Source organism: Alsobacter sp. R-9 (genome assembly GCF_054612375.1).
On record NZ_JBTSWJ010000002.1, the window covers coordinates 391,832 to 407,457 of the forward strand.

Here is a 15,626-nt window from a genome sequence, read left to right on the forward strand (position 1 = left end):
CGCGGCATGAGGCCGCGCCGGGAGACCGTCATCGCGTGGGGCCTGCTCACGCCGGCGCTCGTGCTGGTGGCGGGGCTCGTCGCCTATCCGCTGTACAGCATCGTCGCCACGAGCCTGAGGGTCGGCCGCGCGCCCAACATCGCGCGGCTCGACCGGCTCCCCATCGGCCTCGGGAACTTCGAGCGGGCGCTCACGGACGAGGTGGTGTGGGCGGCGGCGGGGCGGACTGCGTTCTTCGCCGTCGGGGTGATCGGGCCGGCCTTCCTGATCGGCCTCGGCCTCGCGCTGCTCCTGAACCGCGACTTCCCGGGCCGTCGCGTCGTGCGCAGCCTGATGCTCTTGCCCTGGGCCGTGCCGGGCGTCGTGGCCGCCATCTCGTTCTTGTGGATGTTCGACGCGTCCTACGGCGTCGTGAACGCCGGGCTGCGTGGCCTCGGCTGGGGCGGCGGCGACATCGCTTGGTTCACGGAAGCGCGGACCGCGCCGTGGGCGGTGCTGCTGCCCGCGATCTGGAAGTGCTTTCCCTTCTTCGTGCTGACCCTGCTCGCCGCGCTCCAGTCGATCCCCGTGGCGCTCTACGAGGCGGCACGGATGGACGGGGCCGGGCGCCTCCAGCTCTTCCGCTACGTCACGTGGCCCGGCATCCGCGGCGCGGCGGCGTTGTCGCTGGTGCTGCAGACGCTGTGGGTGGTGAAGGACTTCGACATCATCTTCGCCACGACGGGGGGAGGGCCCTCGCGCGCGACCCAGACGCTCTCGCTGCTGGTCTACGAGGAGGCCTTCCAGTTCTTCAGGCTCGGCATGGCGTCCGCCATCGGCCTCATCCTGCTGGCCGGATGTGCCGTGCTGTCGTGGCTCAGCCTTCGCCGGGAGCCGGCCCATGGCTGACAGGCGCCGCCGTCTCCTGCTCCTCCTCGGCGCGCTGGCCGCCATGGGCATCGCGCTCTTCCCGATCTACTGGATGGTGCTCACCTCCGTGCTGCCGACGAGCCTGATGCTGTCGCGCTCGCCGCCGATCCTCCCGCCCGTCTCGGCGATGTCGTGGGACGCCTACGCCACGGTGCTCCTGCGCAAGCCGCTGCTGACCTGGATCGCCAACAGCACCCTCGTGATGCTCGGCACGCTGGCGGTGACGCTCGTCGCCTCCGCCATGGCCGGCTATAGCCTGTCGCGCTACCGAACGGCGGCGCAGCGGGCGATGGGCCTCGGGCTGCTGCTCAGCAAGATGCTGCCCGGCGCGCTGGTGGTGATCCCCTTCTTCATCCTGTTCTCGACCATCGGGCTGATCGAGACGCGCCTCGGGCTCGTGCTCGCCAACAGCGCGGTCGCCGTGCCCTTCGCCACCTGGCTGCTCAAGGGGTTCTTCGACGCCATCCCGCGGGAACTGGAGGAGGCGGCCTTCCTCGACGGCTGCAACGAGATCGGCGCCTTCCGCCACGTCGTCCTGCCGCTGTCGCGGCCCGGCATTGCCGCCTGCGCGGCCTACGTCGCGATCGTGACCTGGTCGGACCTCGTCTTCGCCCGCACGCTGATGAGCAAGCCCGACAACTGGCTCGTCACCGTGGGGCTCCAGTCTTTCACCGGCGAGTATCTCGTCGAGTGGTCGAGCCTGATGGCCGCCGCGACCCTCTCGGTGCTGCCGATGCTGGTCCTGTTCGTCCTGCTGGAACCCTTCCTCGTGAAGGGAATGACGCAGGGCGCCATGGCCAATTGATCCGCTTGCAACCATCGTCGCGCCTTGTCCGGGGCGCCGAAAGTGACTAGTTCCGTGGGACCCGGCGGCGCCCGGGCGAGGAGACCGCGATGGCCCTGCTGATCGACACGCTTGGACCCGACCCGCGCAAGTCGGGCGACGGCGAGGCGAAGCCCCGCCACCCGGAGAAGGCCCATCGCCCCGACCAGCCCGTGCTGCGCAAGCCCGACTGGATCCGCGTCAAGGCGCCGGGCTCCCCGCAATGGGCGGAGACGCACCGCATCGTGCGCGACAACAAGCTCGTGACGGTGTGCGAGGAAGCCGGCTGCCCCAACATCGGCGAGTGCTGGGAGAAGAAGCACGCCACTTTCATGATCATGGGTGACACGTGCACGCGCGCCTGCGCCTTCTGCAACGTCAAGACGGGCCTGCCGGCGCCGCTCGACGCGGGCGAGCCGGACAGCGTCGCCCGCGCCGTCGCCAAGCTCGGGCTGTCGCACGTCGTCATCACCTCTGTCGACCGCGATGATCTCGCCGACGGCGGGGCGGAGCACTTCGCGCAGGTGATCCGCGCCATCCGCCGCGACAGCCCCGGCACCACGATCGAGGTGCTGACGCCCGATTTCCTGCGCAAGGACGGGGCGCTGGAGGTGGTGGTCGAGGCGCGGCCCGACGTGTTCAACCACAACCTCGAGACGGTGCCGTCGAACTACCTGACCGTGCGCCCCGGCGCCCGCTACTTCCACTCCATCCGCCTGCTGCAGCGCGTGAAGGAGCTCGACCCGACCATCTTCACCAAGTCCGGCATCATGGTCGGCCTCGGCGAGAAGCGGAACGAGGTGTTGCAGCTGATGGACGACCTGCGCTCGGCCGACGTCGACTTCCTCACCATCGGCCAGTACCTGCAGCCGACGCGCAAGCACCATCCGGTCGTCGGCTTCGTCACGCCGGACGAGTTCAAGTCCTACGAGACGATCGCGCTGACGAAGGGGTTCCTGCTCGTCTCCTCCTCGCCGCTGACGCGCTCGTCGCACCACGCGGGCGAGGATTTCGCGAAGCTGAAGGCGGCGCGGCTCGCCCGGCAGGCGCGCTGACCGCATGCCGAGCTTCCGTTCCACGCGCCGGGTCCGGCACAGCGCGTCCGACATGTTCGACCTCGTGGCGGACGTGGAGAAGTACCCGCTGTTCCTGCCGCTGTGCGAGGGTCTCTCCATCCGCCGCCGCTCGCGTACCGACGAGGGCGTCGAGGTGCTCGTGGCGGAGATGACGGTCGGCTACAAGGCCATCCGCGAGACCTTCACGAGCCGCGTCACGCTGGACCGACCGCGCCTGAAGATCCTCGTCGAGTATGTCGACGGGCCGTTCCGGCACCTGGAGAACCGCTGGAGCTTCACGACCGTCGACGGCGCCTGCGACGTCGGCTTCTTCATCAACTACGAGTTCCGCAGCCGCACGCTGGGCTTGCTGATGGGCGCCATGTTCGAGCGCGCCTTCCGCAAGTTCTCCGAGGCGTTCGAGGAGCGGGCCGACCTCGTCTACGGGGTCGGCGGCCGGCGGATCGCCTCCCAGCCTGCCCCCTGACGTCAGCCTGACGCCTGCTCGATCAGGTCGAGCGCGTCCCGGAGCGCCGCCTCGCGGATGCCGGCCCGGCCGAGGTCGCCGTAGCGCCTTTCGAGATGCAGCGTTGCGCCACTCCGTCGCGCCGCCGCGAGGTGGACGAGGCCGACGGGCTTCTGGGGGCTGCCGCCGCCGGGGCCCGCGATGCCTGTCAGGGCCACGGTGACGCCGGCTCTGGAGCGGGCCAGCGCCCCTTCCGCCATGGCCCGGGCCACCGGTTCGCTCACGGCGCCATGCGCCGCGATGACCGCGGCGGGCACGCCGAGCATGTCGGTCTTGGCCTCGTTGGAGTAGGTCACGAACCCGCGGTCGACGACATCCGACGAGCCCGGGATGGCGGTGAGGGCCCCGGCGACGAGGCCGCCGGTGCAGCTTTCGGCTGTGGCCACCATTAGTCCGCGCGTGCGCAGGTGGCCGAGAAGGGCGGCGACGCGGGCTTCGAGACCTGGATCGTCCAGCATCACTGCGGCTCCTCGTCGACGACGCGGGGCAGTTCGATGGTCGCCGTCGCCTGAGCGACGATGCCCTCGCGCCGGCCGGTGAAGCCCATCTGCTCGGAGGTCGTCGCCTTCACGGCGACGCGGGACGGGGAGATTCCGCAGATCTGGGCGATCCGTGCGCGCATGGCCTCCCGGTGCGGGCCGATGCGCGGGGCCTCGCAGACGACCGTGACGTCGACGAGCACGAGGCGCCCGCCGCGCCGGCGCATGCGCTCGACGGCGAAGGCGAGGAAGCGGTCGGACGAGGCGCCCTTCCACTGCGGGTCGCTGGGCGGGAAGTGCTGGCCGATGTCGCCGTCGACCAGCGCGCCGAGCACCGCGTCCGTGATCGCGTGCAGGACGACGTCGGCGTCCGAGTGGCCGAGGACGCCGCGATCGTGCGGAATCTGCAGGCCGCCGAGGGTGACGAAGGTGCCATCGGTGAAGGCATGGACGTCGAAGCCGGAGCCGACGCGGGTCTCTGTCATGCCTGTGCTCCCGGCGAGGCGGCGCTCGCCCTCGGCGATGTCGGCCGTCGTGGTGATCTTGGTGTTGCCGGGATCGCCCTCGACGACGACCACGGTTTCGCCCACCCATTCCATGATGGCGGCGTCGTCGGTGAGGGTCGTGACGCCGGCGGCCGCCGCGCGGCGATGGGCGTCGACAAGGCGGGTGAAGGGGAAGCCCTGCGGCGTCTGGACTGCGCGCAAACGGCCGCGCTCGGGCGTCTCGGCGATACGCCCATCCGCCTCCACGCGCTTGATCGTGTCCGTCACCGCGATTCCCGGGATGGCGCCGCCCCGCGGGGCCGCCGCCATGACGGCCGAGACCGTCGCGGGCGTGACGAAGGGGCGGGCGGCGTCGTGGATCAGGACGATGCGCGGGACAGGGGCGAGGCGCTCCAGCGCCTCGAGCCCCGCGCGGACGGACGCCTGGCGGGTGGCACCGCCTGCAACCGGTTGCACGAGCCGCTTCCGGACGCCGGCCGGAAGGTCGGTGACCGCCGCGTCGTACAGGGCCGCGTCGGCAGGATTCCAGACGACGAGCAGCGGTCCGCCTGGAACAGCCCGCGCCATCGCCTCGATGCTGCGGGTGAGGATCATCCGGCCGGCGAGGCGGAGGTACTGCTTGGGGACGGCGCCGCCGACGCGTTCGCCGCGTCCGGCGGCGACAAGGATCACGGCGACGTCGGAAAGGGGATTGTCCATCGCCTTCGTGTCGCGCAACTCGCCCGGCCGGTCAAATGGCGCGTGTTCCCACTGCCGGCCCTGTCGAATTGCCGCGTCAGCGCTTGTTGTTGCGCTGCAAAAAAAGACTAAGATAAAGGCACTGCGTGTTCGTGCTGAAAAATGATGCAATATCCCCCTGAGCCTGCCGGACGGCGTGACACCGGCTCCGCCCCGGCCCTGTTGATCGGCGACGTGCCCATCGACGGGCGGGCCTTTCTCGCGCCGATGTCGGGCGTGACCGACGCCGGCATGCGCCGGATCGCGCGCCGCTTCGGCGCGTCGCTGGTCGTCTCGGAGATGGTCGCTTCGGACGAGCTCGTGAAGGGCTCGGCGGAGGCGCGGCTCAGGGCCGAGGGGGAGGGGATCGACCCCCACGTCGTCCAGCTTGCGGGCTGCGATCCCGCATGGATGGCGGAGGCCGCGCGCGTGGCCGAGGGCGCGGGGGCCGCGATCATCGACATCAACATGGGCTGCCCGGCGAAGAAGGTGACGGGCGGCATGGCGGGCTCCGCGCTCATGCGCGACCTCGACCATGCGCTCTCGCTCATCGAGGCCACCGTGGCGGCGACATCGCGGCCGGTCACGGTGAAAATGCGCCTGGGCTGGGACGAGAACAGCCTGAACGCGCCCGAACTGGCACGCCGCGCCGAAGCGGCGGGGGTGAAACTGGTCACCGTTCACGGACGCACCCGCTGCCAGTTCTACAAGGGCCAGGCGGACTGGTCTGCCGTCCGCCGCGTGCGCGAGGCGACGCGACTTCCGCTCGTCGTGAACGGCGACGGGAGTTCGCTGGCCGACGCCCGTGCCATGCTGGCGGCCTCGGGGGCGGACGCGGTGATGATCGGGCGGGCAGCGACCGGTCGGCCGTGGCTGGTCGGCGCCATTGCGCGCGGCTTGCGCGGCGGCGCTGCTGCGGCGGACGAGCCGGACTTCGGCCTGCGCGCGGCGGCCGCCGCGGAGCACTACGAGTCCCTCCTCTCCGCCTACGGGATCGACGTGGGGGTCCGCCATGCCCGCAAGCACCTCGCGGCCTATGCGGACGATGCCGCCGCGTCCGGCCTCGCCGTTCCGGAGGCGCTGCGCCGCATGCTCGTGACCAGCGTGGCGCCGCGGGAGGTCCTCGACGGTCTCGCGCGCCTCTACGATCCGTCCCGACGGGAACTTGCCGCATGAACACTGTCGCGCCGATCGCCTCCGCCGACGCGATCCTCAACGCGCTGCCACTCCCGGTGCTCCAGGTCGACGAGCGCAATCGCGTCATCGAGGCCAACGCCAGCGCCGAGAGCTTTTTCCAGGCGTCGCGCTCCGTCCTGCGGCGCAACCGCCTCGCGGACCTGCTGCCGTTCGGATCGCCGGTCATCGCGCTCGTCGACGAGGCGCGCCGGCGCGGCGGCAGCATGAACGAGTACCGGGTCGACATCGGCACGCCGCGCACCGGGACGGACCGGATTGTCGATGTTTTCGTCACCCCGACGGGCGAAGGTGACCAATCCATGGTCATCATGCTTCAAGAACGGACGATTGCCGAAAAAATAGACAGACAACTGACGCATCGTGGAGCAGCGCGATCCGTGGGCGCGCTGGGGTCCATGCTGGCGCACGAGATCAAGAACCCGCTGTCGGGCATCCGTGGCGCCGCCCAGCTTCTCGAGGGTGGCCTCGGCGACGGCGACCGGATGCTCACCCGCCTCATCATCGACGAGACCGACCGCATCGTGAAGCTCGTCGACCGGTTCGAGCACTTCGCCGACGGGCGGCCGGTCGAGCGGGAGGCCGTCAACATCCATGCCGTGCTGGAGCACGTGAAGCGACTGGCCGGCAGCGGCTTCGCCCGACACATACGCCTTATCGAATCCTATGATCCGTCGCTGCCTCCGGTCTGGGCGAACCGTGACCAACTGGTGCAGGTGTTCCTCAACCTGGTGAAGAACGCGGCCGAGGCGATCGGGCCGGACGCGCTCGACGGGGAGATCGAGCTCACCACCGCCTTCCGCCCGGGCGTGCGCATCAGCGTGCCGGGCTCTCCCGACCGCGTGAGCCTGCCGCTGGAGTTCTGCGTCCGGGACAACGGCCCCGGCGTGCCGCCAGACCTCATGCGCAACCTCTTCGATCCGTTCGTCACGACCAAGGCCTCGGGCAGTGGCCTCGGTCTTGCAATGGTTGCGAAAATCGTGGGCGACCACGGAGGTGTCGTCGAATGCGAGTCCCTGCCCCGCAGGACCACGTTCCGCGTGCTGATGCCGATGCACGCGGCTCGTGACGGCCGCGCCTCCGAAGCATAGAGGTCCATTACATGGCCAATGCCACCATTCTCGTGGCCGATGACGATGCAGCGATCCGGACGGTTCTGAACCAGGCCCTCGCGCGGGCGGGCTACGAGGTCCGCTCCACCGGAACCGCGTCCGGGCTCTGGCGCTGGGTCGCGGCCGGCGAGGGCGACCTCGTCGTCACCGACGTGGTGATGCCGGACGAGAATGCCTTCGACGTCCTGCCGCGGATCAAGAAGCTCAGGCCCGACCTGCCGATCATCGTCATGAGCGCCCAGAACACGTTCATGACCGCCATCAAGGCGTCGGAACGCGGCGCCTACGAGTACCTGCCGAAGCCGTTCGACCTGAAGGAGCTGATGGCCATCGTGGCCCGGGCCCTGTCGCGGCCCAAGGCGCCGGTGACGGCGCCCCAGAGCGAGCATCCGGACGACATCCCGCTCGTGGGCCGCTCGCCGGCCATGCAGGAAATCTACCGGGCACTCGCCCGCCTGATGCAGACGGACCTGACGGTGATGATCACCGGCGAGTCCGGGACCGGCAAGGAACTGGTCGCCCGCGCGCTTCACGACTACGGCAAGCGCCGCAAGGGCCCGTTCGTCGCCGTGAACATGGCCGCGATCCCGCGCGATCTCATCGAGAGCGAGCTGTTCGGCCACGAGAAGGGCGCCTTCACCGGGGCGTTGCAGCGCGCCTCCGGCCGCTTCGAGCAGGCGGAAGGCGGCACGCTCTTCCTCGACGAGATCGGCGACATGCCGATGGAGGCACAGACGCGCCTTCTGCGCGTGCTGCAGCAGGGCGAGTACACCACCGTGGGCGGCCGCACGCCTATTCGCACCAACGTGCGCATCGTCGCCGCCACCAACAAGGACCTGCGGATCTCGATCCAGCAGGGGCTGTTCCGAGAGGACCTGTTCTTCCGGCTGAACGTCGTGCCGCTGCGCCTGCCGCCGCTGCGCGAGCGGGCCGAGGACGTGCCCGACCTCGTGCGGCACTTCTTCGCGCTCGTCGAGAAGGAGGGCCTGCCGCGCAAGCAGATCGACGGCGAGGCGCTCGAGCGGCTGAAGAAGTACCGCTGGCCGGGCAACGTCCGCGAGCTCGAGAACCTCGTTCGGCGGCTTGCCGCCCTCTATCCGCAGGAGACGATCGGCGAGGCGCAGATCGAGGCCGAACTGGCCGAGCCGTCGCTCTCGCCCTCGGGTCTGGTGAAGGCGGACGCCCATCCCCACGAGGACACGCTGTCGGGCTCGGTCGAGCGGCATCTCGCCGACTACTTCGCCCAGTTCAAGGGCGACCTGCCGCCGCCCGGGCTCTATCACCGCATCCTGAGGGACATCGAGGAGCCCCTGATCGGCGCCGCGCTGGCGGCGACGCGGGGCAACCAGATCAAGGCCGCGGAGCTGCTCGGGCTCAACCGCAACACGCTGCGCAAGAAGATCAGGGACCTGGAGATCCAGGTGATCCGCAGCAGCCGCTGAGGCGCCTCGATCAGCGGATGATGGTGGGCAGCTTCGCCTTGTAGACGGCGACGCGCGGCTCCGGCCGCGGCGTGCTGAGTCCGTCGATGACGAGATAGAGGCCCAGCGTCACCGCGAGCATCGCGCAGAGCAGGGCACCGAAGGACGATCTGCTGCCGGTCATGGGGGACCCCGAATCGCGTCGTTTCATGGGTCCAGTTCCGCCTCCAATGCCGGCGGAACCTTGACCTGATCCGTGCGCGATCGTGGCGGGTCTGCCACAATCCGGACGTTCCGACCGCGCCTCAGGCGCCGGGAGACGGTGCGATCAAGGGTGGACCGGCGTAGCCGCCATCGGCGAGGACGACGCGGCCTTCGACGAGCCTGGCACGGCCCGATGCGACCAGTGCCAATCCATGCGGGTAGAGCCTGTGCTCGGCTGAGAGCACCCGCGCGGCCAGGGTGTCCGCGGTGTCGTCGGGAAGCACCGGCACGGCGGCCTGGGCGATGATGGGTCCGGCGTCGAGTTCCGGCACCACGTAATGAACCGTCGCTCCGTGGATGCGGACGCCGGCCTCCAGCGCCCGCTCGTGGGTGTGCAGGCCCCGGAACGACGGCAGCAATGAGGGGTGGATGTTGAGAAGCCGCCCGTCCCACCGGCCGATCAGCCATGGGGTCAGCACCCGCATGAAGCCGGCGAGGCAGACGAGGTCGGCCCGCGCGTCCTCGAGATGGCGCTGGATCGCGTGCTCGAAGCTTTCCCGATCGGCATGGGCCTTGTGGTCGACGACCGCCGTCGCGACCCCCGCGGCCGCAGCGCGGTCGAGGCCTGCGGCGCCGGGCCGGTTGGAGAGCACGAGGACGGGTTCGGCGGGAAAAGCCGGGTCGCGAGCCGCATCCAGCAGGGCCGTCATGTTCGACCCGCGGCCGGAGATCAGGATGGCGACGCGCCGCCGCCCGGTGCCGCTCATAGGCTGAGCGAGCCGACCGTCACCACGGCGGGGCCGCCGTCGCGGGGGATGACGGAGCCGAGCCGGACCGGTTTCTCGCCGGCCGCCTGCAGCGCCGCCTCGACTTCGTCCGCGCGGGGGGCGGCCACGACGGCGACCATCCCGATGCCGCAGTTGAAGGTTCGCAGCATCTCCGCCTCGGCGACGCCGCCGGCCTGCGCCAGCCAGCGGAAGACCGGCAGCACGGGAATGCGGGCGAGGTCGAGCCGGACCGCGACCTCGGCCGGCAGGACGCGGGGGATGTTGTCGGGAAAGCCGCCGCCGGTGATGTGGGCCAGCGCCTTGATGCCGGAGGTGGCGCGAAGGGCCGCGAGGAGCGGCTTCACGTACAGCCGCGTCGGCTCGAGCAGCGCGTCCGCCAGCGAGCGCGACGGATCGAAGGGCGCGGGATCGGCGAGCTTCGCACCGCTCGCCGCGACGATGCGCCGGACGAGTGAGAAGCCGTTGGAGTGGACGCCGGAGGAGGGCAGGCCGAGCACGACGTCGCCCGGCAGCACGTCCGGGCGGGGCAGCATCGTCCCGCGCTCGGCGGCGCCGACGGCAAAGCCGGCGAGATCGTAGTCGCCGGCCTTGTAGAGGCCCGGCATCTCGGCGGTCTCGCCGCCGATCAGGGCGCAGCCCGCCTCGACGCAGGCCTGGGCAATGCCCTTCACCACCTCGGCCCCCACGGCGGGCTCCAGCTTGCCGGTCGCGAAATAGTCGAGGAAGAACAGCGGCTCGGCGCCCTGCACCACGAGGTCGTTGACGCTCATGGCGACGAGGTCGATGCCGATCGTGGCATGGCGGCCGCTCTCGATGGCGATCATCACCTTGGTGCCGACGCCGTCGTTGGCGGCGACCAGGACCGGATCCTTGAAGCCGGCGGCGCGCAGGTCGAAAAGGCCGCCGAAGCCGCCGATCTCGGCGTCGGCCCCCGGGCGTCGCGTGGCCCGCACGAGCGGCTTGATGACGTCCACCATCGCATTGCCGGCATCGATGTCGACGCCCGCGTCCGCGTAGGTCAGCCCGTTCCGGGGTGTCTCGGCCATCGGCAGCCCTCCTGTCCCGGTGGGAGTAAGCCGGGCGCCGGGACGGCGCAAGCCGTCTCGCACAACGCGACGGGCCGTCCTACATTTCGTGGTGGAGGAGTCGTCGCCTTGCCGGTCAACCTGCCCAACATCATCACCATCGGCCGGCTGTTCCTCGTGCCCTTCGTCGTGGCGATGATCGCGCGCCAGAACTGGCAGCTCGCCTTCTTTGCCTTCGTGCTCGCGGGTGTCTCGGACGCGATCGACGGCTACATCGCCCGGCGCTTCGACATGCGCTCCGAACTCGGGGCCTATCTCGACCCGCTGGCGGACAAGGCGTTGCTGGTCTCGATCTACGTCACCCTGGCCATCGTCGGGGTGCTTCCGAGCTGGCTCGCCATCGTCGTCGTGTCGCGCGACATCATGATCATGGGCGCGGTCGTCCTGTCGTGGCTGCTGGACAATCCGGTGGCCATCAACCCGTCCCGCCTCTCCAAGATCAACACGGCGGCCCAGATCGGCCTCGCGGGGCTGGCGCTGGGCGCGCATGCGTTCAATCTGGAGGACTACGTTCTCCAGTGGGAACTCCTGGTGGTGGTCGCCGCCTTGACGATCGCTTCCGCCGCCGCCTATCTCGGTCAGTGGCTGCGGCACATGACGTCCTGAGGCGTCGTCCGCGGCGGGCGGGGGCAGGGCGATGGCGCTCGAACGGCAGGTCGGCTTCTGGATCGGCGCGCTCGTCGCCACCATCCTCGGCCTGTGGCTCTTCAGCGACATCCTGCTCCCCTTCGTCGCGGGGCTCGTCCTCGCCTATTTCCTCGATCCGCTGGCCGACCGGCTGGAGAAGATCGGGTTCAGCCGCCTCTGGGCCACGCTGCTCATCCTGTGCGTGTTCGTTCTGCTCTTCGTGGTGGCGCTGCTGGTCGTCGTGCCGGTGGTCGGCTCCGACCTGATGCGGTTCATCGCCAAGGTGCCCGAGTACACGAAGTCGCTGCAGGAGCTGCTGGCCAACCGCGGCATGCCCTACCTGGAGAAGCTCGGCATCAACCCGTCGCTCTCCGACCTGCAGGGCCAGCTCGGCGGCGTGATCAGCCGCGGCGCCACGTGGCTGGGCGACGTGCTGACCCGCCTGTGGACGGGAGGCCAGGCGCTGGTCGGCGTCGTGTCGCTCGTCGTCGTCACGCCTGTGGTCGCCTTCTACCTCCTGGTCGACTGGGACCACATGATCGCGACGGTCGACTCCTGGCTGCCGCTGCGCCACCGCGAGACGATCCGCGGCCTTGCCCGCGAGATCGATGCCGCCATCGCGGGTTTCATCCGCGGGCAGGCGATGGTCTGCCTCATCCTCGGCACATGGTACGCCGTCGGCCTCTCGGTGGTGGGCCTCAACTTCGGCTTCGTCATCGGGCTGCTCGCGGGGTTCCTGACCTTCATCCCCTATGTCGGGTCGATGACGGGGCTCGTGCTGTCGGCGGGCGTGGCGATCGTGCAGTTCTGGCCGGACCCGGTGATGATCGGCGCCGTGCTGGCGGTGTTCTTCACGGGCCAGTTCCTGGAAGGCAACATCCTGTCGCCCAAGCTCGTCGGCGAGGCGGTGGGCCTGCACCCCGTGTGGCTGATGTTCGCCCTGTTCGCCTTCGGCTCGCTGTTCGGGTTCGTCGGACTGCTGCTCGCCGTGCCGCTCGCCGCGACGGTGGGGGTGCTGGCGCGCTTCGCGCTGCGGCAATATCTGTCGAGCCGGTTGTACTCGGACGGCGCGTCCCTGCCGGCGCCCGGTCCCGAGACGGATGGTTGAAGCGGATCGGGGCGTCCCATGTCCGATACGCCGCGGCAGCTGGCCTTGGACCTGCCGGTCCAGGACCGGCTCGATGCCGAGGACTTTCTCGTCAGCGCCTCCAACGAGGCGGCGTATGCCGCGCTCGAGGCGTGGCCGGCCTGGCCCGACCCGGTGCTGGTGCTCACCGGGCCGCCGGGCTCCGGCAAGAGCCACTGCGCGGCGATCTGGGCGGCGCGCGCCCATGCCTGGCGGGTGTCCCGCCGGATGCTGCGGGACGAGGACGTGCCGCGGCTCGTCTCGGCCGGAGCGCTCGTGGTCGAGGACTGCGACGACGCCGGGGGCGGGGAGGCGGCGTTGTTCCACCTGCTCAACCTCGCGCGCGAGCGCGGCACCTCCGTGCTGCTGACGGCCCGCCGCGAGCCCGACGAATGGGGGCTCGTGACGCCCGACCTGCTGTCGCGGCTGCGGCTCGCACCCCATGTGGCGCTGGAAAGCCCGGACGACGGCCTGCTGCGCGCCGTGCTGGTGAAGCTCTTCGTGGAGCGCCAGCTCGTCGTCGACATCAGCGTCGTCGACTATCTCGCCCTGCACCTCGACCGGTCGATCGCGCAGGCGCGCGAGGTCGTCGACAGGCTGGACCGCCTGGGACTGGAGCGCGGGCGGCGGATCACGCGGGCGCTCGCGGCCGAGGCGCTGGCGGCTTCACGGGACCCTGACGGCGCGGCTCAGGCTTGACCGCGCCCCGTCGTTGTTCTGTCGTGATGTCCTGAGACAAGGCGCACCGCGGCGGCGGCGCTGCCCGAGGGAGGAACCCGTGGCACTCAAGGACGAGGCGGTGGCCCGCAAGGCCGGCACGCAGACGACGGCGCCGGTCCCGGCGGCCGGGACGCCGGCCCCGAACGAGCTGCGCCATTCGCCCGACCGGTTCTTCAACCGGGAGCTGTCTTGGCTCCACTTCAACCGCCGCGTGTTCGAGGAGGCCTCGAACCGCAGCCATCCGCTTCTCGAGCAGCTGCGGTTCCTCTCGATCTCGGCCAACAACCTCGACGAGTTCTTCATGGTTCGCGTCGCGGGCCTGAAGGGTCAGGTCCGGACGGGTGTCGCCCAGCTCTCGCAGGACGGGCTGACGCCGGCCGAGCAGCTGGCCAGGATCGCCGACGCCGTCTCCGTGCTGGCGAGCGACCAGCAGCGCCGCTGGACGGAGCTGCGCGACCAGTTGCTGGAGGTGGGCCTCGTGCTCGTCGACGGCCCGCAGCTCACCAAGGCCGAGCTCGCCTGGCTCGACGACTACTTCCTCCTGCACGTCTTCCCGGTGCTGACGCCGCTCGCCGTCGACCCGGCGCATCCGTTCCCGTTCATCCCGAACCTCGGCTTCACGCTGGCGCTGGAGCTGTTCCGTCCCACCGACGGGCGCACGCTCAATGCGCTGATCCGCATGCCGAACCGGATCGACCGCTTCATCCGGCTGCCCGACATCGCGGAGACCGGCGCGGCCCGCTTCATCGCGCTGGAGCAGGCCATCGCGCTGTTCACCGGGCGCCTGTTCCCCGGCTACACGGTGCGCGGCCTCGGGGGCTTCCGGGTCATCCGCGACAGCGACATCGAGATCGAGGAGGAGGCCGAGGACCTCGTGCGGCTGTTCGAGACGGCGCTGAAGCAGCGGCGCCGCGGCTCGGTCATCCGCCTGGAGGTTGAGGCCTCGATGCCCGAGAGCCTCGCCAACTTCGTGGCCGACGAGTTCGACGTGCCCGCCGACGAGCTCTTCCTCGTCGAGGGGATGCTGGCGCTCAACGACCTGTCGCAGCTGGTGGGCCTGGAGCGCCCGGATCTCAAGTTCACGCCCTACAACCCCCGGTTCCCCGAACGCATCCGCGACCATGGCGGCGACTGCTTCTCGGCCATCCGGCAGAAGGACATCATCGTCCACCACCCCTACGAGTCCTTCGACGTGGTGGTGCAGTTCCTCCACCAGGCCGCCCGCGACCCGAACGTCATCGCCATCAAGCAGACGCTCTACCGCACCTCGTCCGACAGCCCGATCGTCAAGGCCCTGGCGGAGGCGGCGGAGGCCGGCAAGTCGGTGACGGCGCTGGTCGAGCTCAAGGCCCGCTTCGACGAAGAGGCGAACATCCGCTGGGCGCGGGATCTCGAGAAGGCGGGCGTGCAGGTTGTGTTCGGCTTCATCGAGCTGAAGACGCACGCCAAGCTCTCGATGGTGGTGCGGCGCGAGGCAGGGCAGCTGATGGCGTTCTGCCACGTGGGCACCGGCAACTACCACCCGATCACGGCGCGCATCTACACCGATCTCAGCTTCTTCACGGCCGACCCGGTGATCGCGCGCGACGTGGCGCGCATCTTCAACTTCATCACCGGCTACGCCGAGCCGGCGGAGCTGGAGCGGATGGCGGTGTCGCCGCTGACGCTCAAGAAGCGGCTGCTGCAGCACATCGCCGAGGAGATCGAGCACGCGAAAGCGGGCCGGCCGGCCGCGATCTGGGGAAAGTGCAACGCCCTCGTCGACCCCGTCATCATCGATGCGCTCTACGACGCCAGCGCGGCGGGCGTGCAGATCGACCTGGTGGTGCGCGGCATCTGCTGCCTGCGGCCCGGGATCAAGGGACTGTCGGAGAACATCCGCGTGAAGTCCATCGTCGGGCGCTTCCTGGAGCACTCCCGCGTCTACGCGTTCGGCAACGGCCACGGCCTGCCGAGCGCCAAGGCGCATGTCTACATCTCGTCGGCGGACCTGATGCAGCGCAACCTCGACCGCCGGGTCGAGGCGCTGATGCCGATCCTCAACCCGACCGTCCACCAGCAGGTGCTGGACCAGATCATGCAGGCCAACCTCCTCGACAACGAGCAGAGCTGGGAGGTGCTGCAGGACGGGTCGAGCCGCAGGATCGCGCCAAGGAAGGACGACAAGCCCTTCAACGCGCACAAGTATTTCATGACGAACCCGAGCCTCTCCGGACGCGGGAAGTCGCTCAAGAGCTCCAGCCCCAAGAGCCTCGCCTCCCAGAAGAGCCGGTGAGGCCGGCCGCTCAGCCCACGGTGGAGAAGCGCGCCGTCGCGTTGACACGCGCCGCGTGA

Annotated in this window: 16 protein-coding genes; 11 read left to right on the forward strand and 5 right to left on the reverse strand. The window is 70.1% G+C overall.

Annotated features, from left to right (window positions below; translation table 11 throughout):
- Nucleotides 1-6: 6 nt before the first annotated feature.
- The 4 genes from ACX9GQ_RS04560 to ACX9GQ_RS04575 all read left to right on the forward strand — a co-directional run bounded on the left by ACX9GQ_RS04560 (nucleotide 7) and on the right by ACX9GQ_RS04575 (nucleotide 3,274).
- Complete coding sequence (locus tag ACX9GQ_RS04560) at nucleotides 7-888, forward strand: carbohydrate ABC transporter permease (protein WP_459628351.1); 882 nt, start codon at nucleotides 7-9, stop codon at nucleotides 886-888.
- Nucleotides 881-1,714, forward strand: a complete 834-nt coding sequence (locus ACX9GQ_RS04565; protein ID WP_459628352.1) for a carbohydrate ABC transporter permease — start codon at nucleotides 881-883, stop codon at nucleotides 1,712-1,714. The genes ACX9GQ_RS04560 and ACX9GQ_RS04565 overlap by 8 nt, the downstream gene beginning before the upstream one ends.
- Nucleotides 1,715-1,803: 89 nt before the next feature.
- Complete coding sequence (gene lipA, locus ACX9GQ_RS04570; protein ID WP_459628353.1) at nucleotides 1,804-2,787, forward strand: lipoyl synthase; 984 nt, start codon at nucleotides 1,804-1,806, stop codon at nucleotides 2,785-2,787.
- 4 nt (nucleotides 2,788-2,791) lie between these two features.
- On the forward strand, nucleotides 2,792-3,274 hold the full coding sequence (locus ACX9GQ_RS04575; RefSeq protein ID WP_459628354.1) for a type II toxin-antitoxin system RatA family toxin: 483 nt from the start codon (nucleotides 2,792-2,794) through the stop codon (nucleotides 3,272-3,274).
- 2 nt (nucleotides 3,275-3,276) lie between these two features.
- On the opposite strand, the gene ACX9GQ_RS04580 is transcribed toward ACX9GQ_RS04575, so the two are convergent.
- The gene (locus ACX9GQ_RS04580) at nucleotides 3,277-3,771 is read right to left on the reverse strand and encodes a CinA family protein (RefSeq protein ID WP_459628355.1); all 495 of its coding nucleotides are present in this window, start codon (nucleotides 3,769-3,771) and stop codon (nucleotides 3,277-3,279) included.
- Nucleotides 3,771-4,997 carry a bifunctional 2-C-methyl-D-erythritol 4-phosphate cytidylyltransferase/2-C-methyl-D-erythritol 2,4-cyclodiphosphate synthase gene (locus tag ACX9GQ_RS04585; protein WP_459628356.1) on the reverse strand — a complete coding sequence of 409 codons (1,227 nt, stop codon included), beginning with the start codon at nucleotides 4,995-4,997 and terminating at the stop codon, nucleotides 3,771-3,773. The genes ACX9GQ_RS04580 and ACX9GQ_RS04585 overlap by 1 nt, the downstream gene beginning before the upstream one ends.
- A gap of 144 nt (nucleotides 4,998-5,141) precedes the next feature.
- Here ACX9GQ_RS04585 and dusB point away from each other — a divergent pair, with 144 nt between their 5' ends.
- The 3 genes from dusB to ntrC are packed head-to-tail and all read left to right on the forward strand — an operon-like array spanning nucleotide 5,142 to nucleotide 8,763.
- On the forward strand, nucleotides 5,142-6,191 hold the full coding sequence (gene dusB, locus ACX9GQ_RS04590) for a tRNA dihydrouridine synthase DusB (RefSeq protein ID WP_459628536.1): 1,050 nt from the start codon (nucleotides 5,142-5,144) through the stop codon (nucleotides 6,189-6,191).
- A complete protein-coding gene (locus ACX9GQ_RS04595) occupies nucleotides 6,188-7,300 on the forward strand; it encodes a two-component system sensor histidine kinase NtrB (RefSeq protein ID WP_459628357.1) in 1,113 nt (370 codons plus the stop codon). The genes dusB and ACX9GQ_RS04595 overlap by 4 nt, the downstream gene beginning before the upstream one ends.
- Nucleotides 7,301-7,311: 11 nt before the next feature.
- The gene (ntrC, locus tag ACX9GQ_RS04600; protein WP_459628358.1) at nucleotides 7,312-8,763 is read left to right on the forward strand and encodes a nitrogen regulation protein NR(I); all 1,452 of its coding nucleotides are present in this window, start codon (nucleotides 7,312-7,314) and stop codon (nucleotides 8,761-8,763) included.
- A gap of 10 nt (nucleotides 8,764-8,773) precedes the next feature.
- Here ntrC and ACX9GQ_RS04605 read toward each other — a convergent pair whose 3' ends face one another.
- The 3 genes from ACX9GQ_RS04605 to purM all read right to left on the reverse strand — a co-directional run bounded on the left by ACX9GQ_RS04605 (nucleotide 8,774) and on the right by purM (nucleotide 10,780).
- Nucleotides 8,774-8,926 (reverse strand): hypothetical protein, encoded by a 153-nt coding sequence (locus ACX9GQ_RS04605; protein ID WP_459628359.1) that lies wholly within the window; start codon nucleotides 8,924-8,926, stop codon nucleotides 8,774-8,776.
- A gap of 121 nt (nucleotides 8,927-9,047) precedes the next feature.
- A complete protein-coding gene (gene purN, locus ACX9GQ_RS04610) occupies nucleotides 9,048-9,713 on the reverse strand; it encodes a phosphoribosylglycinamide formyltransferase (protein ID WP_459628360.1) in 666 nt (221 codons plus the stop codon).
- Nucleotides 9,710-10,780, reverse strand: a complete 1,071-nt coding sequence (purM, locus tag ACX9GQ_RS04615) for a phosphoribosylformylglycinamidine cyclo-ligase (protein WP_459628361.1) — start codon at nucleotides 10,778-10,780, stop codon at nucleotides 9,710-9,712. The genes purN and purM overlap by 4 nt, the downstream gene beginning before the upstream one ends.
- 108 nt (nucleotides 10,781-10,888) lie before the next feature.
- Between purM and ACX9GQ_RS04620 the strand changes: the two genes are divergently transcribed.
- The 4 genes from ACX9GQ_RS04620 (at nucleotide 10,889) to ACX9GQ_RS04635 (ending at nucleotide 15,567) form a co-directional block, all read left to right on the forward strand.
- Nucleotides 10,889-11,425: a CDP-alcohol phosphatidyltransferase family protein gene (locus ACX9GQ_RS04620; RefSeq protein WP_459628362.1), complete on the forward strand. Its 537-nt coding sequence runs from the start codon at nucleotides 10,889-10,891 to the stop codon at nucleotides 11,423-11,425.
- 31 nt (nucleotides 11,426-11,456) lie between these two features.
- Nucleotides 11,457-12,554, forward strand: coding sequence for an AI-2E family transporter (locus tag ACX9GQ_RS04625; protein ID WP_459628363.1), 1,098 nt, complete (start codon nucleotides 11,457-11,459; stop codon nucleotides 12,552-12,554).
- An 18-nt stretch (nucleotides 12,555-12,572) separates the two neighbouring features.
- Complete coding sequence (locus ACX9GQ_RS04630) at nucleotides 12,573-13,271, forward strand: P-loop NTPase family protein (RefSeq protein WP_459628364.1); 699 nt, start codon at nucleotides 12,573-12,575, stop codon at nucleotides 13,269-13,271.
- 79 nt (nucleotides 13,272-13,350) lie between these two features.
- The gene (locus ACX9GQ_RS04635; protein WP_459628365.1) at nucleotides 13,351-15,567 is read left to right on the forward strand and encodes an RNA degradosome polyphosphate kinase; all 2,217 of its coding nucleotides are present in this window, start codon (nucleotides 13,351-13,353) and stop codon (nucleotides 15,565-15,567) included.
- The last annotated feature ends 59 nt before the right edge of the window (nucleotides 15,568-15,626 follow it).

Bases quoted from the DNA above. Each gene is read 5' to 3' on its own strand.
- dusB (WP_459628536.1), top strand. From the start codon at position 5,142: ATGCAATATCCCCCTGAGCCTGCCGGACGGCGTGACACCGGCTCCGCC.
- ACX9GQ_RS04560 (WP_459628351.1), top strand. From the start codon at position 7: ATGAGGCCGCGCCGGGAGACCGTCATCGCGTGGGGCCTGCTCACGCCG.
- ACX9GQ_RS04630 (WP_459628364.1), top strand. From the start codon at position 12,573: ATGTCCGATACGCCGCGGCAGCTGGCCTTGGACCTGCCGGTCCAGGAC.
- ACX9GQ_RS04580 (WP_459628355.1), bottom strand. From the start codon at position 3,771: ATGCTGGACGATCCAGGTCTCGAAGCCCGCGTCGCCGCCCTTCTCGGC.
- ACX9GQ_RS04565 (WP_459628352.1), top strand. From the start codon at position 881: ATGGCTGACAGGCGCCGCCGTCTCCTGCTCCTCCTCGGCGCGCTGGCC.
- purM (WP_459628361.1), bottom strand. From the start codon at position 10,780: ATGGCCGAGACACCCCGGAACGGGCTGACCTACGCGGACGCGGGCGTC.
- ACX9GQ_RS04585 (WP_459628356.1), bottom strand. From the start codon at position 4,997: ATGGACAATCCCCTTTCCGACGTCGCCGTGATCCTTGTCGCCGCCGGA.
- ACX9GQ_RS04595 (WP_459628357.1), top strand. From the start codon at position 6,188: ATGAACACTGTCGCGCCGATCGCCTCCGCCGACGCGATCCTCAACGCG.
- ACX9GQ_RS04575 (WP_459628354.1), top strand. From the start codon at position 2,792: ATGCCGAGCTTCCGTTCCACGCGCCGGGTCCGGCACAGCGCGTCCGAC.
- lipA (WP_459628353.1), top strand. From the start codon at position 1,804: ATGGCCCTGCTGATCGACACGCTTGGACCCGACCCGCGCAAGTCGGGC.
- ACX9GQ_RS04605 (WP_459628359.1), bottom strand. From the start codon at position 8,926: ATGACCGGCAGCAGATCGTCCTTCGGTGCCCTGCTCTGCGCGATGCTC.
- ntrC (WP_459628358.1), top strand. From the start codon at position 7,312: ATGGCCAATGCCACCATTCTCGTGGCCGATGACGATGCAGCGATCCGG.
- purN (WP_459628360.1), bottom strand. From the start codon at position 9,713: ATGAGCGGCACCGGGCGGCGGCGCGTCGCCATCCTGATCTCCGGCCGC.
- ACX9GQ_RS04625 (WP_459628363.1), top strand. From the start codon at position 11,457: ATGGCGCTCGAACGGCAGGTCGGCTTCTGGATCGGCGCGCTCGTCGCC.